The sequence below is a fragment of the Nocardia sp. genome (genome assembly GCF_025465275.1).
Classification (GTDB): domain Bacteria; phylum Actinomycetota; class Actinomycetes; order Mycobacteriales; family Mycobacteriaceae; genus Nocardia.
Genome location: NZ_JAODNK010000040.1, coordinates 1 through 25,072, shown reverse-complemented (window position 1 = coordinate 25,072; position 25,072 = coordinate 1). Strand labels below are relative to the sequence as shown.

At 66.0% G+C, this 25,072-nt stretch carries 22 protein-coding genes and 1 pseudogene; 14 read left to right on the top strand and 9 right to left on the bottom strand.

The window, feature by feature from the left end; genetic code table 11:
• Positions 1-492: 492 nt before the first annotated feature.
• Positions 493-1,368 (bottom strand): peptidylprolyl isomerase, encoded by an 876-nt coding sequence (locus tag JWN03_RS09390; protein ID WP_297612707.1) that lies wholly within the window; start codon positions 1,366-1,368, stop codon positions 493-495.
• A gap of 128 nt (positions 1,369-1,496) precedes the next feature.
• On the opposite strand from JWN03_RS09390, the gene hisS reads away from it, so the two are divergent.
• The gene (gene hisS, locus JWN03_RS09385) at positions 1,497-2,777 is read left to right on the top strand and encodes a histidine--tRNA ligase (RefSeq protein ID WP_297612704.1); all 1,281 of its coding nucleotides are present in this window, start codon (positions 1,497-1,499) and stop codon (positions 2,775-2,777) included.
• A 325-nt stretch (positions 2,778-3,102) separates the two neighbouring features.
• Here the strand turns inward: hisS and JWN03_RS09380 are convergent, their stop codons facing one another.
• Positions 3,103-3,822: a helix-turn-helix transcriptional regulator gene (locus JWN03_RS09380; RefSeq protein ID WP_297612701.1), complete on the bottom strand. Its 720-nt coding sequence runs from the start codon at positions 3,820-3,822 to the stop codon at positions 3,103-3,105.
• A gap of 105 nt (positions 3,823-3,927) precedes the next feature.
• Here JWN03_RS09380 and JWN03_RS09375 point away from each other — a divergent pair, with 105 nt between their 5' ends.
• A complete protein-coding gene (locus JWN03_RS09375) occupies positions 3,928-6,297 on the top strand; it encodes an excinuclease ABC subunit UvrA (protein ID WP_297612698.1) in 2,370 nt (789 codons plus the stop codon).
• Here the strand turns inward: JWN03_RS09375 and JWN03_RS09370 are convergent.
• The gene (locus tag JWN03_RS09370; protein ID WP_297612695.1) at positions 6,263-6,844 is read right to left on the bottom strand and encodes a TetR/AcrR family transcriptional regulator; all 582 of its coding nucleotides are present in this window, start codon (positions 6,842-6,844) and stop codon (positions 6,263-6,265) included. The two genes, JWN03_RS09375 and JWN03_RS09370, sit on opposite strands and share 35 nt — an antisense overlap.
• Before the next feature lie 167 nt (positions 6,845-7,011).
• On the opposite strand from JWN03_RS09370, the gene JWN03_RS09365 reads away from it, so the two are divergent.
• From JWN03_RS09365 to JWN03_RS09345, 5 genes are all read left to right on the top strand, one after another.
• Positions 7,012-7,428 carry a VOC family protein gene (locus JWN03_RS09365; protein ID WP_297612692.1) on the top strand — a complete coding sequence of 139 codons (417 nt, stop codon included), beginning with the start codon at positions 7,012-7,014 and terminating at the stop codon, positions 7,426-7,428.
• Between the two features lie 103 nt (positions 7,429-7,531).
• Complete coding sequence (locus JWN03_RS09360) at positions 7,532-8,320, top strand: VOC family protein (RefSeq protein ID WP_297612709.1); 789 nt, start codon at positions 7,532-7,534, stop codon at positions 8,318-8,320.
• Positions 8,321-8,385: 65 nt separating this feature from the next.
• Complete coding sequence (locus tag JWN03_RS09355; RefSeq protein ID WP_297612690.1) at positions 8,386-9,330, top strand: Gfo/Idh/MocA family protein; 945 nt, start codon at positions 8,386-8,388, stop codon at positions 9,328-9,330.
• A 207-nt stretch (positions 9,331-9,537) separates the two neighbouring features.
• Positions 9,538-9,852 carry a recombinase family protein gene (locus JWN03_RS09350; RefSeq protein WP_297612687.1) on the top strand — a complete coding sequence of 105 codons (315 nt, stop codon included), beginning with the start codon at positions 9,538-9,540 and terminating at the stop codon, positions 9,850-9,852.
• 84 nt (positions 9,853-9,936) lie between these two features.
• Complete coding sequence (locus tag JWN03_RS09345; protein WP_297612685.1) at positions 9,937-10,584, top strand: hypothetical protein; 648 nt, start codon at positions 9,937-9,939, stop codon at positions 10,582-10,584.
• A gap of 27 nt (positions 10,585-10,611) precedes the next feature.
• Here the strand turns inward: JWN03_RS09345 and JWN03_RS09340 are convergent, their stop codons facing one another.
• Positions 10,612-11,382 carry a hypothetical protein gene (locus tag JWN03_RS09340; RefSeq protein WP_297612682.1) on the bottom strand — a complete coding sequence of 257 codons (771 nt, stop codon included), beginning with the start codon at positions 11,380-11,382 and terminating at the stop codon, positions 10,612-10,614.
• A gap of 239 nt (positions 11,383-11,621) precedes the next feature.
• Between JWN03_RS09340 and JWN03_RS09335 the strand changes: the two genes are divergently transcribed.
• Positions 11,622-12,632, top strand: a complete 1,011-nt coding sequence (locus JWN03_RS09335) for a malate dehydrogenase (protein ID WP_297612679.1) — start codon at positions 11,622-11,624, stop codon at positions 12,630-12,632.
• Between the two features lie 22 nt (positions 12,633-12,654).
• On the opposite strand, the gene JWN03_RS09330 is transcribed toward JWN03_RS09335, so the two are convergent.
• The gene (locus JWN03_RS09330; RefSeq protein WP_297612676.1) at positions 12,655-13,527 is read right to left on the bottom strand and encodes a TIGR03619 family F420-dependent LLM class oxidoreductase; all 873 of its coding nucleotides are present in this window, start codon (positions 13,525-13,527) and stop codon (positions 12,655-12,657) included.
• 251 nt (positions 13,528-13,778) lie between these two features.
• On the opposite strand from JWN03_RS09330, the gene JWN03_RS09325 reads away from it, so the two are divergent.
• A complete protein-coding gene (locus JWN03_RS09325; RefSeq protein WP_297612673.1) occupies positions 13,779-14,528 on the top strand; it encodes an SDR family oxidoreductase in 750 nt (249 codons plus the stop codon).
• A gap of 228 nt (positions 14,529-14,756) precedes the next feature.
• On the opposite strand, the gene JWN03_RS09320 is transcribed toward JWN03_RS09325, so the two are convergent.
• Both JWN03_RS09320 and JWN03_RS09315 read right to left on the bottom strand, forming a co-directional pair.
• Entirely contained in the window at positions 14,757-16,304 is a 1,548-nt protein-coding gene (locus JWN03_RS09320) for a hypothetical protein (protein ID WP_297612670.1), read from the bottom strand.
• A complete protein-coding gene (locus JWN03_RS09315) occupies positions 16,301-16,630 on the bottom strand; it encodes a type VII secretion target (protein ID WP_297612667.1) in 330 nt (109 codons plus the stop codon). The genes JWN03_RS09320 and JWN03_RS09315 overlap by 4 nt, the downstream gene beginning before the upstream one ends.
• Before the next feature lie 157 nt (positions 16,631-16,787).
• On the opposite strand from JWN03_RS09315, the gene JWN03_RS09310 reads away from it, so the two are divergent.
• The 4 genes from JWN03_RS09310 (at position 16,788) to JWN03_RS09295 (ending at position 21,987) form a co-directional block, all read left to right on the top strand.
• Positions 16,788-17,777 carry an NAD-dependent epimerase/dehydratase family protein gene (locus JWN03_RS09310; RefSeq protein ID WP_297612664.1) on the top strand — a complete coding sequence of 330 codons (990 nt, stop codon included), beginning with the start codon at positions 16,788-16,790 and terminating at the stop codon, positions 17,775-17,777.
• A 31-nt stretch (positions 17,778-17,808) separates the two neighbouring features.
• Positions 17,809-18,825 (top strand): Rv2578c family radical SAM protein, encoded by a 1,017-nt coding sequence (locus tag JWN03_RS09305; protein WP_297612661.1) that lies wholly within the window; start codon positions 17,809-17,811, stop codon positions 18,823-18,825.
• A 130-nt stretch (positions 18,826-18,955) separates the two neighbouring features.
• Complete coding sequence (locus tag JWN03_RS09300; protein ID WP_297612658.1) at positions 18,956-20,908, top strand: 2-oxoacid:acceptor oxidoreductase subunit alpha; 1,953 nt, start codon at positions 18,956-18,958, stop codon at positions 20,906-20,908.
• Positions 20,908-21,987 carry a 2-oxoacid:ferredoxin oxidoreductase subunit beta gene (locus JWN03_RS09295; RefSeq protein WP_297612655.1) on the top strand — a complete coding sequence of 360 codons (1,080 nt, stop codon included), beginning with the start codon at positions 20,908-20,910 and terminating at the stop codon, positions 21,985-21,987. Before JWN03_RS09300 ends, JWN03_RS09295 begins: the two co-directional genes overlap by 1 nt.
• Positions 21,988-22,011: 24 nt before the next feature.
• Here JWN03_RS09295 and JWN03_RS09290 read toward each other — a convergent pair whose 3' ends face one another.
• Together JWN03_RS09290 and ypfJ are read right to left on the bottom strand one after the other, a co-directional pair.
• The gene (locus JWN03_RS09290; RefSeq protein WP_297612652.1) at positions 22,012-22,662 is read right to left on the bottom strand and encodes a hypothetical protein; all 651 of its coding nucleotides are present in this window, start codon (positions 22,660-22,662) and stop codon (positions 22,012-22,014) included.
• Positions 22,663-22,917: 255 nt separating this feature from the next.
• Positions 22,918-23,838 (bottom strand): KPN_02809 family neutral zinc metallopeptidase, encoded by a 921-nt coding sequence (gene ypfJ, locus JWN03_RS09285; protein WP_297612649.1) that lies wholly within the window; start codon positions 23,836-23,838, stop codon positions 22,918-22,920.
• Between the two features lie 119 nt (positions 23,839-23,957).
• Between ypfJ and aspS the strand changes: the two are divergent.
• Positions 23,958-25,072 (top strand): annotated as a pseudogene (aspS, locus tag JWN03_RS09280) (aspartate--tRNA ligase); the annotation flags it as partial.

Here is a 25,072-nt window from a genome sequence, read left to right as displayed (position 1 = left end):
CGCAGCGCGACAAGTGTCGCGAGCTGCAACATTTGCCTCATCATCGCCGCGGTTTCGCGGCCGATGTCGTCGAGTTCCTCGGCCATTGCCTGCTCCCCGATGCTGCAGTGATCACTATGGATGATTGTGGTGCTTCGTCACGAACCTCGCCACACGAACGGTGATTCGGATAGCTGAGTCCCGCCTGCAAACGTGACACCGGGAGTGGGAGAGGCGCTGGGGGCTCGGCCCGATGGGGGTGTCCCGGTGGGCTTTACTACGCCGCTTCGTACTCCGTTCTACGAGATTACCAGCGAAAACTCAGATACCGCCGCACGCGCGCGTCGCGATACAGCATATATCGCACAATTCCGGCAGCGTGCGGGAAACTCAGGATTTTCTTTGGTTAGGAAAGCCTTACACAGAAGGTTCGGTGGCCGAATCTAGGGCGTTTCGCCGGAAACTGAACGGGCCCGGCATCATCGCGATGCCGGGCCCGAAATGTCGTGTTGGTCAGTCGATTCGGACCGACTGGATGGTTACGTCGGTGGCGGGCTTGCCGTCCTGGCCGCCGCCGGTGACACCGGCCTTGGCGACCTTGTCGAGCGTGGCCAGTCCGGCATCGTCGATGGTGCCGAAGATGGTGTACTGCGGCGGCAGCTGCGAGTCGCCGTAGACCAGGAAGAACTGGCTGCCATTGGTGCCGTGGCCGGTCTGGTCCGGTCCCGCGTTGGCCATGGCGATCACGCCGCGCTTGTAGTTCACCGGCGTCTGAGCGGCCTGATCGTTCGGGTCGTACTGATCGGTCGGGTACTCGTTGTCGAATGCGTAGCCCGGGCCGCCCTTACCGCTGGCGGTCGGATCGCCGCACTGCAGCACCTGCAGGCCCTTACCTGTGGTCATCCGGTGGCAGCTGGTGTTGTCGAAGAACTTCTGCTTGGCCAGACTCTCGAAAGAGTTGACGGTGCAAGGGGATTCGCCCGGGTTCAGGGCGATGTCGATCGGGCCCTGGCTGGTCTGCAGGCTGGCCTTCGGGCTACCGGCGGTGGAGATATTGTCGGTAGCGGGCTTGGTTGCCTGACGATCCGACGGCTGCTGTTGCGCCACGCGGTAATCGCACGTCACCGTCGCGGGCTTGGCCTTCGCCGCGGGCGGCGCCGCGGAAGCCAGCGAGGCGTCCGGGGTTTCGGAGGCGGCGGTGGTGCTGGTGCTGTCATCACCCCGCGTCAGGAAGTAGATGCCGACACCTGCCGCGACCGCGACCACGACGCCCAGCGCTGAGGCGGCGATGGTCAGTTGCTTGCGCTTGCGCGCCCGCTGGGTCCGGTTTGCGACCTGACGCTCCAGCTTCCGTTTCGCTGCAGCGCGTCGCTGTTCATTGCTCGGCACTAGCTAGTCCCTCCGTATCGGTTGCTTCCGGCATAAGAGTGTGCCATCACTTCCTGAGACGTCCCCTTATAACCGGTGCACACTAACCGGTTGGACTTGTAAGAGCACGATGGGGAAAACTGAACCTCGTGACCGAGACCAGCAGCTTCCGTGCCCCGAAGGGGGTCCCCGATTACCTGCCGCCCACCTCAGCGGAGTTCGTCGCCGTGCGCGACGGGCTGATTCATACCGCACGACTGGCCGGGTACGGGCACATCGAGCTGCCGATCTTCGAGGAAACCGCCCTCTTCGCGCGCGGTGTCGGCGAGTCGACCGACGTGGTCAGCAAGGAGATGTGGACCTTCGCCGACCGCAATGGCGAGAGCTTCACACTGCGGCCCGAAGGCACCGCAGGAGTGATGCGCGCGGTCATCCAGCACGGTCTCGACCGTGGGGCGCTGCCGGTCAAGCTCGCCTACGCGGGCCCGTTCTTCCGCTACGAACGGCCGCAGAAGGGCCGGTACCGGCAGCTGCAGCAGGTCGGCGTGGAAGCCATCGGCGTGGATGATCCGGCGCTGGACGCCGAGGTCATCGCCATTGCCGATACCGGGTTCCGCTCGCTGGGCCTGGACGGTTTCCGGCTGGAGCTCACCTCGCTGGGCGACGAGACCTGCCGCCCGCAGTACCGGGAACTGTTGCAGGAGTTCCTCTTCAAGCTGCCGCTCGATGAGGAGACTCGCCGCCGCGCCGAGATCAACCCGCTGCGCGTGCTCGACGACAAGCGGCCCGAGGTCAAGGAAATGACGGCCGGCGCGCCGCTCATGATCGATCACCTGTCCGAATCGGCCAAGGCGCACTTCGAACTGGTGCTCGGCTACCTCGACGCGCTCGGCGTGCCGTACGTGGTGAACCCGCGCATGGTGCGCGGCCTGGACTACTACACGAAGACGACCTTCGAATTCGTGCACGACGGTCTGGGTGCACAGTCCGGCATCGGCGGCGGCGGCCGCTACGACGGGCTAATGTCCGAGCTCGGCGGGCAGCCGTTGTCCGGCATCGGCTTCGGCATCGGCGTGGACCGCACCGTGCTCGCCCTCGAGGCCGAAGGCAAGTCCGCGACCGACGGTTCGCGCATCGACGTGTTCGGCGTGCCGCTCGGCGATGTCGCCAAGCAGCACCTGGTCGCGCTCGCCGCGCAACTGCGTGCCGCCGGTATTCGCACCGATCTCGCCTACGGCGGGCGCGGTATGAAGTCGGCCATGAAGGCCGCCGACAAGTCCGGTGCGCGTTTCGCATTGGTGCTCGGCGACCGTGAGGTCACCGAAGGCGAAATCGGCCTGAAGGATCTGAGCAACGGCGAACAGCGCCAGATCCCCCTCAGCGAGGCAGTCGCTCAGGTAACCGCCGCCCTGGCAACCGAAAAGGATTGACACATACCGCGGCCCGGGACAGCGTTCGCTGTCCCGGGCCGCGGGCTTGTGCCCAGCGCCGGCCTGCTCGCTTGCATCGGCCCGCGGCGGCGAGGGCCCCGCGCGGTGTGTGGGAACCGCAGCCGCGCACGATTTGTGTTGCCGCGCAGGCAATAACAGCCGATTCTGTAATCGGCGGGCGAGAAGGTGTGGTAGCCGGGTGATGCGTTGCCGATTCCGGGCGCGGTGGGGGGCCGGACTTGTCGATGTTCGGAGCTGACTTCAGCGATGTTCGGAGTGCTCTTCAGTGGTGGGTATCGGTGACCGATTGATCAGGGGCGGGTGTTCACATACCGCGGCCGTGGCGTAGGGATTGGGTCAACCAGGTGACAGGGTCGACCGCGTCGGGTAGTGCCCGTGTGTCGCCCCGTACCCCGGTGCGGTGGACGCTGCTGATTCGGTCGAGTCGGAAGGTGCGCCAGTTGGTGCGGTCGAGGTCGTAGGCGATCAGGTACCAGCGCGGTCCAGCGGCGACGAGATGATGTGCTTCGGCGAATCGCTTTGCGGGATCCGCGCCGGGTTTGGCGTAGGCGAATCGCACGCGTTCGTGGACGGCGGCCGCCGCGGCGATCGTGACCAGGACCTCGGGGTCGGTGTCGGGGGTGTGCACCTCGACCGGGAGGACGAGGGCTTCGGTCAGGCCCGATACCCGATGTCGCAGGCGGCTGGGCAATACCTGGTCGAGTTTGGCCAATGCCCGAACGGCCGCGTCGTCGATACCGGCCACTGCGCTGGTAGTCGCCGCACGAAGTCCGACGGCGATCGCGACCGCTTCCTCGTCATCGAGCACCAGGGGCGGCATCGCATTGCCTGCGGTGAGGCGGTATCCGCCGGTGTTGCCCTGGGTGGCGTGGACCGGGTAGCCGAGCTCGCGCAGTCGTTCGACGTCGCGGCGAATCGTGCGAGGGGTCACGAGCAATCGTTCGGCCAGCTCGATGCCGGTCCACTCGCGTGGGGACTGGAGCAATGACAGCAACTGCAGCAACCTGGCTGAAGGATCACGCACCTCAGACATCCTTCCGTCCTAATAGGACATTCAGCGACCTATTAGGACATTAGCGTCGATGTCGGCAGCCGAGGGCCGGTGTCGACGGATCGAAGGAGAGAACGCATGACAACCAGTGCGAAAACAGCCCGCGCGTCCTCGGTGCCGGGTGATCCGACGCGCGAGATCATCCTGACCGGTGCCCGCGAACACAACCTGCGCGAGGTGTCGTTGCGGATCCCGAAGAACGCGATCACGGTGTTCACCGGTGTTTCCGGGTCGGGTAAGTCGTCGGTGGTGTTCTCCACGATCGCGGTGGAATCTGCGCGCCAGCTCAACGAAACTTTTCCGACGTTCGTACGGAATCGGTTGCCGCGCTACGAGAAACCCGATGTCGACCGAGTGGAGGGCGTGACCACGGCGGTAGTGGTGGATCAAAAGCCGATTGGTGGCAACGCTCGCTCCACCGTGGGCACCGCCACCGATATCTACTCGATCATCCGGCTGCTGTTCTCGCGCGCGGGCACCCCGTCGGCCGGGATGGCCACGATGTACTCCTTCAATACGCCCGAGGGTGCGTGTCCGCGCTGTGATGGTCTGGGGCGCACGGTGACCCTCGATGTCGAGGCGATGATCGACACCGGCAAATCGCTCGATCAGGGAGCGTTGCTGTTCCCGCAGTTCACCGTCGGTTCCGTGCAGTGGCAGATGTTCGCGAAGTCCGGCTTGTTCGACCCTGCCAAACCGCTGGCCCGGTACACGAAAACCGAATGGCACGATCTGCTCGAGGGCCCCGATCGTGTGGTCAAGGTGCCCCTGGGCTCGACGATGGGCGTGGCGGAGGTCGCCTTCGAGGGTGTGATTGCCAAGTTCAACCGCCTCTACCTCAACCGTGACCTGTCCAAGCTGTCCGCCAAGACGCGCCAGGCCGTGCGAAGGTTCACCGCCGATGGGGTGTGTCCGCTGTGTCGGGGCGCGCGGTTGAATCAGGAAGCGTTGCGTACGAAGGTCAATGGTCACACCATCGCCGAGTACTCGGCGATGGAGGTGGTCGAGTTGATCAAGGTGCTCGGTGAGATCGACCATCCGCTGGGTACGCCGCTCGCAGAGCAGGCGATCGCAGGTTTGCAACGTCTCGATGACATCGGCCTGGGTTATCTGAACCTGGGACGCGAAACCCCGACGCTGTCCGGAGGGGAGTCCCAGCGACTGAAAATGGTGCGGTTCCTGGGCTCTTCGCTGACGGGGATGACCTACATCTTCGACGAACCCAGCGTCGGACTTCATCCACGCGATGTGAGTCGGATGAACGAGCTGCTCGCACAATTGTGTGATCACGGCAACACGGTGCTGGTGGTCGAACACGATCGTGACGTCATCGCGGTCGCCGATCACGTCATCGACATGGGACCGGGACCGGGCATCCACGGCGGGCAGGTCATATTCGAAGGCACCTACGCGGAACTGCTGTCCGCCGGCACTCCGACCGGGCAGGCGCTGCGCGCCCGTCACACCCTCAAATCCGAATTCCGTACTCCCACAGGTCATCTACGACTCGAGCACGCCGATCTGCACAATCTGCGCGATGTCGCCGTCGACATCCCGACCGGGGTACTCACCGTGTTCACCGGAGTGGCCGGATCAGGTAAATCGACGCTGGTGTCGCGGGTGTTCGCCGCCGAACATCCCGAGGCGATCATCGTCGATCAGGCGGGGCTGGGGTCTTCCTCGCGCTCGACTCCGATCAGTCACCTGGGTGCGATGGACGGCATTCGCGCGGCATTCGCGACCGCCAATGGTGTCGCGCCCGGGCTGTTCTCGTTCAACAGCACCGGGGCCTGCCGCGACTGCGGCGGGCGCGGCGAGATCACCGCGGACATGGCATACATGGATCCGGTCACCACGGTGTGCGAACGCTGTGGTGGCACCCGCTACGACCCGGACGTGCTGACCCACACCCTGAACGGCAAGAACATCGTGCAGGTCATGGCGTTGACAGCGGAGGAGGCGGGCGAATTCTTCACCGACACCGCGATCCGCCGCAAGATCGGCTCCCTGGTCGAGGTGGGACTGGGTTACCTCGCCCTGGGCCAGCCGCTGTCGAGTCTGTCCGGCGGCGAGCGCCAACGCCTCAAACTCGCCGGGGAACTCGGCAAGTCCGGTGGCATCTACATCCTCGATGAGCCCACGACCGGCTTGCACATGTCCGATATCGACACGCTGCTGGCGCTGGTGGACCGCATCGTCGATGCCGGCAATACCGTCCTGGTCATCGAGCACGATCTCGACGTCATCGAGCACGCCGATCACATCGTCGATCTCGGCCCCGGCGGCGGCAGGCACGGTGGCCGGATCGTTTTCGAGGGAACTCCCGCCGAACTGCTGACATCCACGGACTCGTGCACGGCGGAATACCTACGCCGCGACCTCGCCCGGACGTCCCCGCCGCCGAACGGGCGAGCTAGGCCCGCACGCAGCGCAGGAGCGACGATCTGATGCGGTCCCGACTCGGCGGCGAATCCGTAGCGATGCCGCGCAGCGTGATGCCCTGCGCGGCATCGGTCAGCAACTCGGCAGTCTCCGCATCGGTGTAGTGCCCGAACATGGCCCGGGTGGCCGCGGTGAAGCGGTCCGCGATCGGCCGTAGCGCGGGTCGGCGGATGGCGGCCACATACAACTCCAACTGGACCGTGGTCACTGCCCTCTCGGTAGTGAAGCACGCGGTCAACGCGTCTGCGGTCAGATCGACGATGTCCTGGATCCGGTCCCGGGCACGGATGCGCGGGATCTCGGACATCACCGCCTCATAGCGTTGCACAGCCAATTCCAGTGCCGCCGCGAGCAACTCCTCCTTATCGCGATAGTGATAGGTCGTGCCCGCGACCGGCACCTGGGCGGCTTGCGCGACCGCGCGATGGGTGAGCCCTTCGATCCCGCGTTCACCGATCACCTCGAGCGCGGCCTCGGCGATGCGGGCACGACGGTCCGGGTCGAACCGGCGTCGGCGGATCTGACGGGTGCTCTTGTCGGGCTCTTCGACCACTACTCGGGTCTCCTCACAGGCGTATTCGGTCGAGCTCCCACAGAGTACAGATGTACCTTGTGCGAGCTTCGGCACACTTGCAGCAATCAAGCCGGTTGGTTGGGTACAAATGTACTTAGCATCCTTGGATGCAGCTACGCGCTCATCCCTTCCCGAAGGAGAGAGTCATGCCGTTCATTCCTTGCCTCGGCGTCGCCGACACCGCCGCCAGTAAGAACTTCTTCGAACGACTCGGCTTCACCGTCGACAGCCAGACCGCCGGGCCCGACGACGACCTGCACATGCTCGTTTACCAGGGCAGCCTGTGCGCGATGCTGTTCAGCCGCGCACACCTCGACACCTGGCTGCCCACACTGGCCTCGTTGCCAGGCGGATTCAGCGGCATGTTCTATCTCGAAGTCCAGGACTTCGACGCCACCTACGCGCGGGTGCGTGAGCACGCCACCGTCGTCAAGGACGTGGTGACCGATCTCAACGGCGTGCGCGAGTTCTACATCAGCGATATCGACGGATACGTCATCGGCTTCAACGACGGCGCGGCGCGCGCGGCCAGCGCGACGGTCGGCCACTACGCCACCTCGTAACGGCAGTTCCACTACCCACTCGCAATACGACATTCACCGACCTATCGGGTCCCTACCGTGAGGGCATCAACACACAACGACAAGGAGAACGATCGTGAGCTTCATGAATCCCGGACAGGTCGTCTGGTTCGAAATCGCCACCGACGCAGCAACTCCCGTGCAGAAGTTCTACACCGAGCTGCTGAACTGGACCTACGAACTCGACCCCGACTCCTCCATCGATGGCCGCCGCTACATCCGCATCATCGCCCCCGGCGCACCGTTCCCGATGGGCGCGATCCAGGAAGCCGCCGGCACCCCGACAGGATCCCGCCTCTCGATCCTGTCGGCCGATGTCCGCGCCGACGTCGACCGGTTGAGCAAACTCGGCGCTACCGTGCAGGTTCGGGCGACGCAGGTCTCCGACGTCACCTGGTTCGCAGTACTCACCGATCCGCTCGGCAACCCCTTCTCGCTGTTCTCGCGCTCGGAATCCGAACGCTTCTCCGAGCGAATGGAACACGGCGAGCAGGCCATCACCGAATCGATGTTCCAGCCACAACCGGGCTGGATGGGCGGATTCGAACTGGCCACCACCGATCCGGGAACCACCCGCGAGTTCTACTCCCGGGCGTTCGGCTGGACATTCGCCGACGCCGGTCCAGGCCGCCAGCTCATCTGCACCGGCACCGACTGGCCCTCGGGCACCCTGTACGACCACAGCGGCGGCACCCTGGACTATCTGATCCCCCTCTTCTTGACCGAGAACGCGACCGCCCTGGCCGCTGTCGCCGAAACCCTCGGCGGCACTGTCGAATCCGACGCGAGCACCCCGAACGACGGCACGGCCAGCGCGCGCGTGCGGGACCCGCAGGGTCTGCGATTCGTCGTACGCAGCGACGTTGGCAACTGACCACTACCGCCGACCGAGACTGCGGCGCAGCGCCGGAAACCATTCCGAAGATGAAGGAGCACACCATGAAAATCGCTTTGCTCGGCACCGGATTCGGGCAAGCCCACGCCGCGGTCTACACCGCGCGTGAGGACGTCGAGGTGGTGATGTTCGGGCGCGACCCGGACAAGACCGCCACCGCAGCAGCCCAATTCGGCTTTCACCATTCCACCGATATGAACGCCGCCTTCGAGGATCCTTCGTTCGATCTGGTCGATATCTGCCTGCCGGTCGCCCTGCACGCTGAGTACGTGCTGCGCGCCCTGGACGCGGGCAAACACGCACTGGTCGAGCTACCGCTGGCCGGCACCATGGCCGACGCGCGGCGGGTCGCCGAGGCTGCCGACCGCAGCGACCGCCACGTGTTCGTGGACATGTTCGAACGCTTCATCCCCGCCAATCAAGCACTGGTCGAATCAGTGCGCGCAGGCACTTACGGCACACTCGAGCAACTCACCCTGTGGAACCGCACGGCCCTGCTATGGCCCGGCGCCACACTGGGTTTGGCCACTCTGCCGCTGGAGGCGATGCACAGCGACATGGATATCGTCGCCCGAACCCTGGGACTGCCTCGCGACATCACGGTCGCGACCGTCGCCCGCGACGACGACAGCGCCTGCATCGAAGCCACACTCACCTACGAGAACGCGTTCGTCCGAGACACGGTCTCCTCACTCATGCCCATGCCCTGGGGCGCGCGCGGCGGCTACACCGCCACATTCACCGGCGGCGTGCTCGAATCGACCTCGACCATGGGCTACGACGGCAAACCCACCGGCACCCTCACCGCCTACACCCCCGACGGCGCGCACGAACTCACCCTGGCCCCCGCGGACCAGTACAGCGCCATGATCGATCACGTGTTTGCGGTCCTGCGCGGAGAGGCGGACAACCAAATCTCCCCCGCCAGCGTCCTGGACGCTCTCCAGCTCACCCTCGATATCGACCAGGCCGTTGAGTGCCATCTCTGATCTCTGAGAACGAGGCATCGCTGCAACCTTCCCTCACGAGCGAAGCCTGCCCCGTCCCGTGCGCATGAGGTCGATGCCAGACATTGTCGGCAAACGATCGTCCGTCGACAAACTCGACACACCCCGCAATCCACGGGAATTGTGTCGGTATGCCGTGTCGGAAATCTATGACGGAAAACCCTGCTGTCAAGTAGTTTTCGACGCATATTGATCGGCTACGGCCGGGTCTCCACGCCCGACCAGAATCCGGACCACCAAACCGACGCGCTGTGCGCCGCGGGGGTGGCCGAGCCCGACATCCATCTCGACATTGCCAGCGGCGCCAAGTCCTCGCGCCCGAAGTTCGACTTGGTGATGCAACTCCTGCGCGAGAGCGACACCGTGGTTGTGACCCGACTGGATCGGCTCGGTCGCTCGTTGCAGCATCTGGTGAACCTAGTTCGAGACACGCCGACGATTCACAGCCCCGTTCAGCTGCAACAGAATCCGCACGTCAGCACTGAACCGGACTTCGAACAGTGACAGGACTGGTAGCGTCCGGGCGGTGCGCGGAAGCGGGGTCGTAGGGGCGTCCGGCGCACCATCCCGCCGGACGAATGCGCAACCGTGACTGAACAATCGAACACTGGGCCCGACGTAGAAGTCGGGCTCGATCTCATCGCGCCGGAATTGCTGGCGCCCTCGTTGCGGCGACTTGCCCTGGCGGCCATCGGGATCGGGGTCGGGGTGGGGTTGCTGCTGGCGCTGATGGTGACCTGGCCGGTGGCCGTCGCCACCGGCGTGGTGCTGGGCGCGCCGACCGCGCTGTATGCCATAACGGTGCAAAGGCGACGAATCAGGCTGTCCGGCACGGTGATTCGTGCCCGTACCTGGATGGGGGAGCGGCGGCTGGATCTGGCCGACGCCGTCGGAGTCGAGATACTCGTGCGCCCGGGCCGGCTCAGCCGAATCGTATTGCGCGCCACGGCCGATCGTGACATCCGCATTGTGCCGCTGGCCATGTACACCGATTCCGGCGACGGCCGGGAACTGCACATTCTCGGGCTGCGCAAGCTCGCCGACGCACTCGCCAACTGTCCACTGGCCGCCGCACTGGCGGTCTCGGAAATTCTGGTGCTGCAGTCCCGCGCCGAAGCCCGCGACGCCGTCGCCGAGGAACGGCCGCTCTATCGGGCGGTGCGCATGGTCCGCGATCGCGACGAGGTGTCCGCAGTGGTGCTCACCGCCGCCGATATCGCCCAGCTGGCCCGCTAGTCCCCGAGAGCGGACCGGTGGGCCCGGTCACGACACCGGCTGCCACGTCCCGGCAGTGCCGGTGGAATTGTGGCCGTCCGGCTGGCACCATATGGCCGAACCGCTGGCTGACCTGGCGTAGTGGTCCCGCTGAGAATTACATTTCGCCCCGGGCGCAGGGCTGACGGCGGGCAAGGCGCCCGGGCGTCTCCACTGGTAGAGCCGCCCGTCACCACCGGGGGCGCACAGCAGCGTGGAGCCGTCGCTCGCGGCCCGGAACGTCCCCGCTTCGTTGGTATTGCACAGCGATCCGACAACAGCAGTGCTCTCCTGGAGCCACACATAACCACCGTCCCCGGCGGTATCGCAGGTCAAAATGACCCCGGTGTCCTTCGTAATGGTTTGCCCGGGCGTCGTGCACTGCTGATGAACGGCGACATCCGCGACGCTCGTCGTCGTCGGGGTCGTCGTGGTGGTGGCGGGGGAAGTGGTGGTCGGATCGTCGGTGGTCGTCGGCGCCACCGTGGTCGTTCGAGCCACTGTCGTCGGGGCGACCGGCACCGTGGTGGCGCGGGCCGGCGCGGCCGACGCACCGGAGTTGTTCGGTGCGAACTGCTGATGCAGGAGCACTGCTCCGAGAACAAGAACTCCGCAGGCGAGTGCGGCTATCAGTCCAATGATCGTGTATCGGCTCGCCCGCGAGGAACCGAAACCGGAGCTTGGCGCGGGCTGGACCGGCTCGTAGTCATCCGAGATGACCTCGAATACCTCGGTGTTCTGTGTCCACAAATCGTCCGGCCGGTGGTAATCCGGTGACATCGATGTCCCCAATCCTCGTGACTCGCAGGCACATCGGGACACCCGGCCCGCCTTTCGCGCAGCATACGGCGAGCGTCGCCCGAATGCGCAGCGAGTGCTCCGGGGCGCGGTGCCGTCCGGTGCGACTGTTTCCGGCCGGAGTGTCTACTTCCTCACGAAGGGCCGCACCGGCAGGTACCGGCGGGTGTGAGCGCGGTTAGGGTCGAAGTGGTTATTCCGACTACCGCGAGGAGTTTGTCGTGAGCACTGCCGCCCGGGCGACACCTGTGACCGTCACCGTGACCGGCGCCGCCGGACAGATCGCCTACGGGCTGCTGTTCCGCATCGCTTCCGGCGCGCTGCTCGGTCCCGAGACCCCGGTGCGTTTGCGACTGCTCGAGATTCCCGCGGCGGTGTCCTCGCTCGAGGGTGTGGCCATGGAGCTCGAGGACGGGGCCTTCCCGCTGCTGTCCGGCATCGATATCTCCGATGATCCGTGGGTCGGATTCGAGGGTGCGAATATCGCGCTGCTGGTCGGTGCCCGGCCGCGCACCGCGAATATGGAGCGCTCCGATCTGCTGGCCGCCAACGGCCCGATCTTCACCGATCAGGGCGCGGCCATCAATGCCAATGCCGCCGCGGATATCAAGGTGCTGGTGGTCGGGAACCCGGCCAATACCAATGCCTTCATCGCCATGAACAATGCGCCCGATGTGCCCGCCGCGCGGTTCACCGCGCTCACCCGGCTGGACCACAATCGCGCGATTGCGCAGGTGGCCAAGCGAACCGGTGCGGCAGCGGCCGATATCCAGCGGGTCGCCATCTGGGGCAATCACTCGGCGACCCAGTATCCGGACCTGAGCTACGCCACCGTGGACGGTCGCGCCGCGCTCGAGCTGATCGATGATCAGCCGTGGGTGGAGAGCGATTTCATTCCCACCGTGCAGCAGCGCGGCACCGCGATCATCAAGGCGCGCGGAGCCTCCTCGGCGGCGAGTGCGGCCAGTGCCGCCATCGACCACATTCACGACTGGGCGCTGGGTACGACGCCGGGCGAATGGGTCTCGATGGCGGTGCCGTCGGACGGGTCCTACGGTGTTCCGGAGGGGCTCATCAGTTCGTTCCCGGTCACCTGTGCCGACGGGCAGTACAGCATCGTGCAGGGGCTGGAGATCGACGAATTCTCGCGTACCCGAATCGATCTCAGTGTCGACGAGCTGGCGGCCGAGCGCGATGCGGTCATCGAGCTCGGCTTCGCCAAACGTTCCTGAGGCGGGTCTTCCGAAAGAGCGGTCAGCTGACCTTGGCGATGACGTTCTCGCCGTACCAGTTGATCTTCTTGATCTTGTCTTCGAGGGTCTCCGTATCGTGCTCCTTGGCATAGGAGTTGCGGAAGCCCACGATCACATCGGTGATGCCCTTCTCCTCGACGCGCTTGACCCCGTCCGGGGTGTAGGCGTCGTAGGAGACGGCGTGGATCTCGAATTCGCCGGGATTGTCACGCTCACTGCGCAATTCGTTGATGCGCGCCAGGTACTTGTCGAGATCCTCGGCATTGCCGCCGGCGTGCATCCAGCCGTCGGTCAGCCGGACCGCGCGGCGCAGGGCCGCGTCACTGTGCCCACCCACCAGGATCGGCAGCGGCTTGGTGGGCGCGGGGGTCATCTTGATCTTCTGGATGTCGTAGAACTCGCCGTGGTACTCGAAGTACTCGCCGGTGGACAGGCCCTTCACGATCTCGATGCACTCGTCCAGGCGCTTGCCACGGCGCTCGAACGGCACGCCCATGATGTCGAAGTCCTCCGGCCACGGGCTGATGCCCACGCCCAGCGCGAAACGGTTATTGCTCAGGCGCGCAAGCGAACTGGCCTGCTTGGCGACCAGCACCGGCGGGCGGATCGGCAGCTTCAGCACGAACGGGGTCAGTCGCAGCGTCGTGGTGGCCGCCGCAATGGCCGCCGACAGCACGAAGGTCTCGATGAAGGGCTTGCCCTCCAGGAACTCGCGGTTCCCGTCGGGGGTGTACGGATACTTCGAGTCCGACTCCGCGGGATAGGCGATGCTGTCCGCGATGGTGATGCTGTGGAACCCGGCCGCCTCGGCCGCTTGGGCCAAGGGGATGTAGTAATCCGGGTTGGTCATCGCCTCCGCGTAGGTGTAGCGCATCGGGTCGTCCTCTCGACGGTGAGCAAGTTTGCCAAAACTAGAACAGATTCTAGTTCTTGTCGTGATGTTAGCCCGGGACGGGCGCATTGGCGATGGATCCGAGCGAAACCGTCGTATCAGTCTCGAAGTCGCTGAGGTGCAGGATCTGTTGTAGCGCGGTGCCCGCTGACCGGGCCTATGGGGTCTCGGTAGCTGAGATCGCTCGCCCAAAGGGTTGCCCCGGCAATCTGGACCTTGTTCTAATCGCTGTCATGACCATTGCCATCACCGGATCCGGCTCGGGCATCGGAGCGGCCACCGCCGCCGCGCTCGCCGCGGCGGGACACGACATCATCGGCATCGACCTGCGCAATGCCGACGTCACCGCCGACCTCACCGATCCGGCGGCCCGCGCGGCCGCCGTCGACGCGGTGCTGCAGCGCTCCGGCGGCGTGCTGGACGGGCTGGTGCTCTGCGCCGGCGTCGGCCCCCAGGTACCCGATCCGAACTTCGTGGTCGAGATCAACTACCGCGCCACCATCGCCTTCCTCGACGCGCTGTTCCCGGCGCTGCAGAAGGGTGAATCGCCTGCGGCCGTGGTGGTTTCGTCCGTCGCCTCCACGCACATCCCGTGGGCCGAGAACCCGATCAACAAGGGCACCGAGGCCGAAGCCTTCGCTCAGGCAGGCGATTTCGCGGGCCAGTACGCCTACGCGTCCTCCAAGAACGCCGTCACCGTCGCCGTCCGCCAGCGTGCCGTCGAATGGGGCGCCGCCCGCGTCCGCCTCAACACCGTCGCTCCCGGCAGCGTAAACACCCCGCTGCTGCAGGCCGGCCTCGACGACCCCCGCTACGGCGATGCCATCCGCAACTTCGTAGCCCCCATCGGCCGCAACGGAACTCCGCAGGAAATCGCCTCGCTGATCCAGTATCTGCTCGGCGCAGACGCCGGTTTCATCCACGGCGCGCAGTTCGTCATCGACGGCGGAATTGACGCGCAGGTCCGTCCGACGGCAGTCTGATCCACGGTCGCCGGGTACGTCCCGGCCCGCAAACGGTGGTCGGAGCCCGCGGGGTGTACTGCGAATCAGCCTCGATCCCCACGATGCCGCGGTCTCGGAGCAGCTACTCCGAGACCGCGGCATCACCTTGTCCGGGGCCGGTCCAGGCCCGATGGCTCTCTCGCTCGTAGGCGCCGCGCTGTTCGGGTGGGAATTCCGAGCTGGGCGTCATGTCAACCGAAGATCGGTTCAGGCTTCGTCGCTGTCGTAGTCGGCCGCGACCGCATCCTCGGGTCGGCCGATGACGCCGGGGGTCGAAGCGCCCAGGTTGCTGGTGAGTTCGCTTTCGCCGGAGACGTTTTGGTAGGGCTGGACGGTGCGGGAGTGTTGCTGATCGCCGCCTCCGCCCTTCGCGCCGCCTCCGCCGGGGGAGCCCATGAAGCCGGGGCTACCGGGGCCGCCGGCTCCCGCCATACCGGGGATGCCGGAGCCGAAGGGGTTGGCCTGGGCGGCAATTCGGCCGCCGGGGATCGAGGAACCCGGACCGCCGGGGACGGACGGGATGCCACCACCCAGGCCGCCACCGCCTCCTCCGCCACCACCCGCGCCTGCGCCGCCACCGCCGCCTTCACCGAGACCGGCGGCCGTGGTGTCGAGGTCGGAGGCGGGATCGAGCTTGGCGGGGTCGGTGGCCGACGGGTTCGCCACGCCTTCGAGGAGTGACTTGGCCTGGTCCAGGATCGGCTGGCCGACATTCTGTGCGAGCGACTGTGCGACGTCGGCGGGGTTCGGTGCACCGCTCTGACCGGCCAGCTGGCCGATGATGCCGTTGAGTTGGGCTGTGTAGCCGGACAATTCGCCGTGGGTGACATTCACGACCGTGATCGCGGAGCCGAGGTGCTCGGTGGCCGCGGCAATCAGCGCGGTCTGACCCGGGGGAGTCAGGGCCACCGGGGCGAGCGCCGTCGCCTGCGCGGCGAAGGACTGGGCGATGGCGGTGAGCTGGATATTGCCGCGCTGCACCACCGCCGCGGCCTGCTCGGTGAGCGCCGACATATCGAAACCGCGCTGGCTGGTCTCCTGGCCGTGGTTCTGCGCCTGCTGGCCCGCCGACTGCGCGGTGCCCGAGGCCTGGCCCTGCCAGAGCTGCTCGACCGTCTTGAGCGCGCCGCTGCCGACCTGAACCGCGCTCTCGATGAATTTCGAGCCCTGACTCAGCAGCGAGGCCGGGTTCAGGGAGCCCAGCACACCGGTGCCGAAGCTGTTGATCAGATCCAGGAATGGCTTGAACAGCGCGTCGAGACCCGGAACGGCCGGGACCGACAACCCCTTCATGAGATCGCCGACCGGATCCGCGGACAGCGGCGGCAATACCGGATCGATCGCGGCCTGGGAGAACGCGGCCTGCGCGGCATTCAACGCGGCGGGCACACTGCTCAGCGCGGCCTGGGCATTGCCGAGCACACCCTGGGCATTGGCAAGCGTGTTCTGCGCGCCCGACAGCACGCCGTGCGCGGAATCGAGGGCGGGGGAGAGCGCGCCGTCGAGTACCGAGGCCGCATGGGTGTCGCCACCATGCGCACCGCCCGGCAAGCCGCCGGACAGCGGCGTGCCCTCCTGCTCGAATTCCTTGCGGGACAAGGCGAATTCCGGCGGCTCGAACCCCGGAATATCGGCCGGAAGCTGGCCGAGGGGCAGATCGAGCAAGGTGCCGGACGGGGTGGTGCGTACTGCGTCCAGACCGGCGGCGACCGGATGCGCCGGGGCGCCGATCACACCGGAATCGAGCGGCCTCATGCCTGGCCGCCGATCTGACCGGCGACCGTGCCCAGCCCGTCCGCGAAGGAACTGTCGGTGGACTCATAGGTGCCGGCCGACCCGAAGGCGGCCTGCCCGAGGTGGGAGAAGCGCGCCGAGAGCGCGTTGATGTCCTTGTCGTGCAATAGTTCGGCGACCGCGAAACTGGCCAGGAAGTCCGCCCCGATGAGCCCGAAGACGGGCGTCATGGCGGCGACGTGGGATACCGTGTCCATTCCTCCGGTAGCGGCGATATCACCGGCCACGCCGTCCTGTGTCGCGGCGAAGGTGCGTACCGCATCGGTATCGACCGACAGATCGGCCATCAGTGCCCCCCAATCGTCGTGAACATGCGGTTGCGAATATAACGCACTCAAAGTCCACCTCGGCGTGCCGTATGCCCCCACGCCGCAGGTGGGGGCGCTCCCGCAGCGCGGTACGGCCGTTCTTGCAAATTAGAACAAGTTCTATATTCTTCAACTCATGAAGGTCGCAGTCACCGGCGCTGCCGGGTTCCTTGGCACCAATTTGCTTCGCCAGCTTACGGATCGCGGTCACGAGGTGACTGCCATCGATCGCGTCCGGCCCACCGGGGATACTCCCGGTGTCACCTGGGTCAGTGGCGATGTGCTCGATCCCGCCTCGATGCGCAGCACGCTCGAGGGCGCGGAGGTCGTGTACCACCTGGTCGCACTCATCACCCTCGCGCACAAGAATGATGTGGCGTGGCGGATCAATACCGAGGGCGTGCGCACCGTCGCCGAGGCCGCGCTCGAAGTCGGTGCGCGCCGCATGGTGCACACCAGCTCGATTCACGCGTTCAACCAGTACACGTGCGGCGGTCGCATCAACGAGCGGGCGCCGCGCTCCATCGATCCCGAGCTGCCCGTCTACGACCGGTCCAAGTGGCAGGGCGAGATTGAGCTGCGCAAGGTCATCGACAAGGGCCTGGACGCGGTCGTCTGCAATCCGACCGGTGTGTACGGACCGGTGGACAACACCGGCTCCCGCATCAACGTGACCCTGTGGGACGCCGCGCGCGGCCGGGTGCCCGTCATGATCAGCGGTGGCTTCGACCTCGTCGACGTGCGCGATGTCGCCAATGGCCTGATCCTGGCCGGCGAGCGCGGCAAGACCGGCGAGAACTACCTGCTCGGCGGTCACTTCACGAATATGCTCCAGGCCACCCGGCTGGCGGCCGAGATCAACGGGCGGATGAAGCCCGCCTTCGCCATTCCGGCCAAATTCATCAACTCGCTCATGCCGGTCATGGAACCGGTCGCGAAGGCGTTCGGCAGCGATCGCATCTCGAAGGCCTCCATGGGCGCGCTGCTGGCCGCTCCGATCGTCGAGCACGACAAGGCGACGGCCGAACTCGGCTACCGGCCGCGGCCCACCGAGGAGAGCGTGCGCGATCTGATCGCCTTCTACAACGGGCAGAGCATCAAGCTCGACACGCAGAAGATCGCTTGACACCTGCTAGAACAAGTGTTCGACTTGGGTGGTGCGGTGGCAAAGCCAGACCCTCGATGCCGATGACGGCGCGCTGCCCGGACTCGAACGCGCGGGATTCGTACGGAGCGTACAGACTCCGGAGTTCGAGGGCATCACGTTCCACGAGGTGCTCTGCAAGAGCGCTCTGAACAAGGTGCCCGACGGGGGCGCCCTGCCGTTCGGCTGGACCATCAACCCCATGCGCGGATGCTCGCACGCGTGCCGCTACTGCTTCGCGCGCGGCACGCACGAGTATCTGGATCTGGATGCCGGCGACGACTTCGACAATCAGATCGTGGTCAAGACCAATGTCGCCGCGGTGCTGCGCCGCGAGGTGCACAAACGCTCCTGGCATCGGGAACCCGTTGCGCTGGGCACGAATACGGACCCGTATCAGCGTGCCGAGGGTCGCTACCGGCTCATGCCGGGCATCATCGGCGCGCTCACCGAATCGGGCACCGGGTTCTCCATTCTCACCAAAGGCACTCTCATGCGCCGGGATCTGCCGCTGCTGACTCAGGCAGCACGGCAGGTGCCGGTGCATCTTGCTGTCTCCATTGCCATTATGGATCCGGAGCTGCATCGCAGTCTCGAGCCCGGCACGCCGTCGCCGCGGGCGCGGCTGGAGTTGGTGCGCGCGTTCACCGATGCCGGATTCGCCGTGAATGTCATGGTGGCACCGATCATTCCGTACCTCACCGACAGTCGCGCCCATCTCGAAGAGATCTTCCAGGCCATTGCCGACGCCGGCGCGGCGAGTGCCATCGCCTTCCCGATGCACCTGCGCGGCAGCACCCGCGGCTGGTTCCTGACCTGGCTTGCCGAACAACACCCGGCGCTGCTGCGGCGCTACCGGACGCTGTATGGTCGCGGAACCTCGGTGACTCCGGAATACTCTGCGTGGCTACGCGGCCGGATCGATCCGCTACTGGAAAAACATGGTTTGAATCGCGAACAGCAGGCTGAGCCCGAGGTGCCCGCCGCGCTGTCGCAGACGCCCGACCCGCAGCTGGCACTGTTCGCCTGACGCCCGCTGCGCCGCTCTGAATCTCTGCAATCTCCGCATATCTCACTGCTCACTTCGCGGGCGTGCCGCGAATAGAGCGGAGTACTTTGGCGTTGGTACCTCTCACGGGACGAGGAAGTGATGCAGGCGCATGGTTTCGCAGCGTGATGAATCGGTGGCGACATCCGGAAACGGTGGCGCCGCAGAGAAATTGGAAAAGGTTGTAATTCGCTTCGCGGGTGACTCCGGTGACGGTATGCAACTCACCGGCGACCGATTCACTCATGAGGCGGCCGCATTCGGTAATGACCTCGCCACCCAGCCCAACTTTCCCGCCGAGATCCGTGCGCCTCAGGGCACCCTGCCGGGTGTGTCCTCGTTCCAGATCCAGATCGCCGACTACGATATCCTCACCGCCGGTGACCAGCCCGATGTGCTGGTGGCGATGAATCCGGCAGCGCTCAAGGCGAATCTGGAGGATCTGGCGCGCGGCGCCACCCTGATCCTCAATACCGACGAATTCACCAAACGCAATCTCGCCAAGGTCGGGTACGCCGGCGATCCGCTCGCCGATGACACTTTGACCGATTTTGTGGTGCATCGCGTGCCCATGACGTCGCTGACCCTCGCCGCGACCGAACCGACCGGTGTGGGCAAAAAGGATGGGCAGCGCGCGAAGAATATGTTCGCGCTGGGATTGCTGTCATGGATGTACGGGCGGCCGCTGGGCGGCACCGAAACGTTCATGCGGGAGAAATTCGCGTCCACACCGGATGTTGCCGAAGCGAATATCCTCGCATTCCGGGCAGGCTGGAATTATGGCGAGACCACCGAGTCCTTCGCCACCACCTACGAGATTGCGCCCGCGACGCTGCCCGCGGGCACCTACCGGCAGATCACCGGCAATACCGCGCTCGCCTACGGCCTCGTCACCGCCGGGCAACTCGCCGGAATGCCGGTCTTCCTGGGCACCTACCCGATCACCCCGGCCTCGGACATCCTGCACGAACTGAGCAAGCACAAGAACTTCGGCGTCACCACCTTCCAGGCCGAGGACGAGATCGCCGGAATCGGTGCGGCACTGGGCGCCTCGCTCGGCGGGGCGCTCGGCGTCACCAGCACCTCCGGGCCCGGGCTCGCACTCAAGAGCGAGACCATCGGGCTCGCGGTCATGACCGAATTGCCGCTGCTGATCATCGATGTGCAGCGCGGCGGGCCCTCGACCGGCCTGCCGACCAAAACGGAACAGGCCGATCTGCTGCAGGCGCTGTTCGGGCGCAATGGCGAATCGCCGGTGGCCGTGCTGGCCCCGCGCTCGCCCGCGGACTGTTTCGACACCACGGTCGAGGCGGCGCGTATCGCGCTCACCTACCGCACCCCGGTGCTGGTGCTCTCCGACGGCGCCATCGCCAATGGGTCCGAGCCCTGGTCGATTCCGCAGGTGTCCGACCTGCCGCCCATTGATCCCGGCTTCGAACCCGCTGGTGCGGAAGACGATTCGTTCGAGCCCTACGCACGCGATCCGGAGACCCTGGCCCGGCCGCTCGCGGTGCCGGGCACGGTCGGTCGCGCACATCGCATCGGCGGGCTCGAAAAGGCCGACGGCAGTGGCAATATCTCCTATGAACCAGCCAATCACGAACTCATGGTCCGGCTGCGGCAGGCCAAGATCGACGGCATTACCGTGCCCGACCTCGAGGTCGACGATCCGAACGGCAAGGCCGAACTGCTGCTGCTGGGCTGGGGCAGCTCCTACGGGCCGATCGGCGAGGCGTGCCGGCGGGCCCGCCGCCGCGGCGTACCGGTGGCGCAGGCGCATCTGCGGCATCTGAATCCGTTCCCCGCCAACCTCGGTGACGTGCTGAAACGCTATCGCACCGTGGTCGCACCGGAGATGAACGGCGGTCAGCTGGCCATGCTGCTGCGCGCCCGCTACCTGGTGGATGTGCAGCCGTGGACCAAGATCGCCGGACTCGCCTTCTCGGCCCAGGAACTCGTCGGCGTCATCGACGCGGCACTGGACGGTTCCATCGCGGAGATGGAGCAGGCCAAGGCCTTCACCGCTCGAGCGCGGGCCACCTACCGCACTGCAGGGGGTAACTGATGACCATCCTCGAAAACCCGCTTGTCGGAACCGATCTCGGGCTCACCGGGCTCTCGGGAGTACCCCGCGCCGACGGGCCGCAGAAGGCCAAGGAGTACACCACCGATCAGGAGGTGCGCTGGTGCCCCGGGTGTGGTGACTACGTCATCCTCGCCACGGTGCGCGGATTCCTCGCCGATCTGGGGCTCAAGCGCGAAAATTTGATGTTCGTCTCCGGCATCGGCTGCTCCAGCCGGTTCCCGTATTACCTGGAGGCGTACGGGATTCACTCGATCCACGGTCGTGCGCCCGCCATTGCCACCGGACTGGCCGTGACCCGGCCGGACCTGTCGGTGTGGGTGGTGACCGGTGACGGTGATGCGCTGTCCATCGGCGGCAATCACCTCATTCACGCACTGCGGCGCAATGTGAATATGACCATCCTGTTGTTCAACAACCGGATCTACGGCCTCACCAAGGGGCAGTACTCGCCGACCTCCGAGACCGGCAAGGTCACCAAGTCCACCCCGATGGGCTCGGTGGATCACCCGTTCAACACGCTGTCGATCGCGCTCGGCGCCGAAGCCACCTTCGCCGCACGGGCTCTGGACTCCGACCGTGCCGGACTCAACGAGGTGCTGCGCGCCGCCGCCGCGCATCGCGGGACGTCTTTCGTGGAGATCCTGCAGGACTGCCCGATCTTCAATGACGGCTCCTTCGATGCCCTCCGCCGCGACAATGCCGAATCGCATCTCATCCGGTTGCGGCACGGTGAGCCCATCCGCTTCGGGGCCGAGAGCGAATTCGCGGTCGTGCGCAATGGGTTCGGGCTGCGCGTCGCGCCCACCGAGGCCGTCGCCGAGGCCGATATCGTGGTGCACGATGCCTACACCGACAATCCCGAATACGCCTACGCACTCTCGCGGCTCTCGGATCAGGATCTGTCACACGTGGTGACAGGTGTCTTCCGCAGCGTGACTCGATCCACCTACGACGACGGCGTCCGCGCCCAGATCGCGACCGCGGTGGAACACAAACCGGTGCACGAGAATTCGCTGCAGCAGCTGCTCAGCGGCCGCGAAACCTGGACGGTCGGCTGACCTTTCGTATCGGGTCCGCCCCGATCACGAGGCGACGAAGGCGTTCAGCAGGCGCTGAAACACATCGGTGAAGCGCCGGCGGGACGCCTTCTGATCGTCGGTGAGCCCGTCGGCGGCCCCCGGGCTGTACACGACCAGATGCACATCCTGATCAGGAGGCGCCGGCATGAAATCGATGATCGCCGCGCCCTGATCGGTCAGAGTCGCCGTGCCCATATCCGCGAGCGCCAGCGACCGAACCTCGGTCGCGGCTGTCGCCGTGACCTCCGCCGCCACAGTGCCGTAGATCTCCTGGCCATCCCGTCGCTCGGTCGCTCGTCCATCTGCCCGGATCTCCAACGCCGGATGCGGATTACCGATGTTCTCCCAGCTGTTCGGCATGGAGGTCAGTAGGAAGACTATGGACCAAGGCCGTTGCGGGTTCCCGGGCGTGGTGGACGGCGCAGGCGAAACGGGCACTGCCGGAGCAGGTTCGGCAGGCGGCACGGTGCTCGCCGGTGCGGATGGCGCGACACCGGCGGGGGCGGCGGGTGGAACCGGGGCCGGATCGTCGGCCTGGGCTAAACCGATGGTGCCGGTGAGCATTACGGCTGCTGCCAGGGCGACAAGGGTTCCGCGCCGCCGTATGCCGAACGCGTTCTGCTCGAATCCGCCTGGTGCGCTGAGTTTCCGCATCGATGCCCCTCCGAACTTCCGCGCGGGCGAACACCCGCCGCCGATGATTCTGCCCCGCGAGCGGGTGCGAGTCATCGACAGCTTGCCAAGAGCGGTGCTTGTCTGCGTGTTACGGCAGTGAGCTATCGAAACCCGTTGGGGTGCTTCGGGTGTGGATCCCGGCCCAAAGCATGCCGGGATGACAGGGGGCATGCTGAGATGGCGGAGGGTTATGCCGGAATGGCGGGGGTCATGCTGGGATGGTGGGGGATTCGGTCAGCGGAGGCCGGGCGGGTTGCCGAGGTCGCGGGCCGAGTAGGTGTCGCACATTTTGACCTGTCCGGTCTTGTAGCCGGAGAGGAACCACTTCTGCCGCTCGTCGGAGGAGCCGTGGGTCCATGCCTCGGGGTTCACTTTGCCGGTCGACGCCTTCTGGATGCGGTCGTCACCGACAGCGGAAGCGGCGGACAGGCCGTCCCGAATATCGGCGTCTGTCAACGGCTTCAGGAACGGCTGGCTGCCGCCGGGCGCGGGGAGTTTATCGGCGTAGTACGCCCAGACGCCCGCGTAGCAGTCGGCCTGCAGTTCGGTGCGGACGGCACCGGACTCCGGGCCCCGCGGATCACGCTGGGCGCGGCCGATATCGCCGAGCAGGTTCTGGATGTGGTGCCCGAACTCGTGCGCCACCACGTACTCCTGCGCCAGCGGGCCGCCGCTCGCGCCGAAGCGATCCTTCAGCTCCTGGAAGAAGCTGACATCGAAGTAGGCGGTCTGGTCGGCGGGGCAGTAGAACGGGCCGACCGCCGAGGACGCCTGCCCGCAGCCGGTGTTCACCGCGCCGGAGAAGAGTCGCACCTTGGGTTCGGTGTATTGCCTATTGGTCTGCTTGGGCAGTTCGGTGCCCCACACCGCGTCCAGGCTCTGGACCGTGGCGATCACGCGGCAGTCGGCGTACTTGTTCGCGTCCGCGCCGGTCTTGCAGTGGTCGGGCGTCTGCGCCGCGCCCTGCGATTGACTCTGGGCTCCGGTGAATTGCCCGAGCACGCTGCCCGGGTCGCCGCCGAGCAGCAGTGTGGCGATCAGCACCACGATTCCCAATGCACCACCGCCGAGGGCCAGTCCGCCACCCATACCCGGTCCGCCGCTGCCGCCCGAGACCCGGTTCGGGTCGATCTGCAGGCCCTCGTTGAAGGTCATGAGCAATAGCTTGGCACGGCCGCACGGATATCGGTTTCCTCTAGGAATACGTGTCTCACTACGATGGGAGCGCACCCGGCCCACCCCGCCGGTGCTTCGAGCCCGTCGAAAGGAATCCAGTGCTGCGCACCCACTTGGCTGGTTCGCTGCGAAGCGAGCACGCCGGTCAGACTGTCACCCTCACCGGATGGGTGGCCCGACGGCGAGACCACGGTGGCGTGATCTTCATCGATCTGCGTGATGCTTCGGGCGTGTCGCAGGCCGTCTTCCGTGAGGGCGTTCCTGCTGAACAGGCCCATAAGCTGCGCAACGAGTTCTGCGTGAAGGTCACCGGTGTGGTCGAGAATCGACCGGCCGGCAGCGAGAACCCGAATCTGCCGACCGGCGCCATCGAGGTGAACGTCGCTGAACTCGAGGTGCTCAACGAGGCCGCGCCGCTGCCGTTCCAGCTCGATGACGAGCCCGGCGAAGAGGCCCGCCTCAAGTACCGCTACCTGGACCTGCGCCGCGAAGGCCCGGCGCATGCGCTGCGGCTGCGGTCCAAGGTCAGTGCCGCCGCCCGCGAGGTGCTCGGCAATCACGCGTTCGTCGAGGTCGAGACCCCGACCATGACCCGGTCCACCCCGGAGGGCGCGCGCGACTTCCTGGTGCCCGCACGTCTGCAGCCCGGCAAGTTCTACGCGCTGCCGCAGTCCCCGCAGCTGTTCAAGCAGCTGCTCATGGTCGCGGGCATCGAGCGGTACTACCAGATCGCGCGCTGCTACCGCGATGAGGACTTCCGCGCCGACCGGCAGCCCGAGTTCACCCAGCTCGATATCGAGATGAGCTTCGTGACCCAGGAGGATGTCATCCTCCTGGCCGAGGACATCCTGGTCGCGCTGTGGAAGCTCATCGGCCACGAGATCACCACGCCGATCCCGCACATGACCTACGCCGAGGCCATGCGCCGCTACGGCTCGGACAAGCCGGACCTGCGCTTCGGTATCGAGATCACCGAGATGGCGGAGTACTTCAAGGACACGCCGTTCCGCGTGTTCCAGGCGCCGTACGTCGGCGCGGTCTTAATGCCGGGCTGTGCGTAGCAGCCTCGGCGTCAGCTCGACTCATGGCAGGAGTGGGCCAAGCAGCGCGGCGCCAAGGGCCTGGCCTACATCCTCATTCAGGAGGACGGCACCCTCGGTGGTCCGGTCGCCAAGAACCTGACCGACGCCGAGCGTGAAGGTCTGGCCAAGTA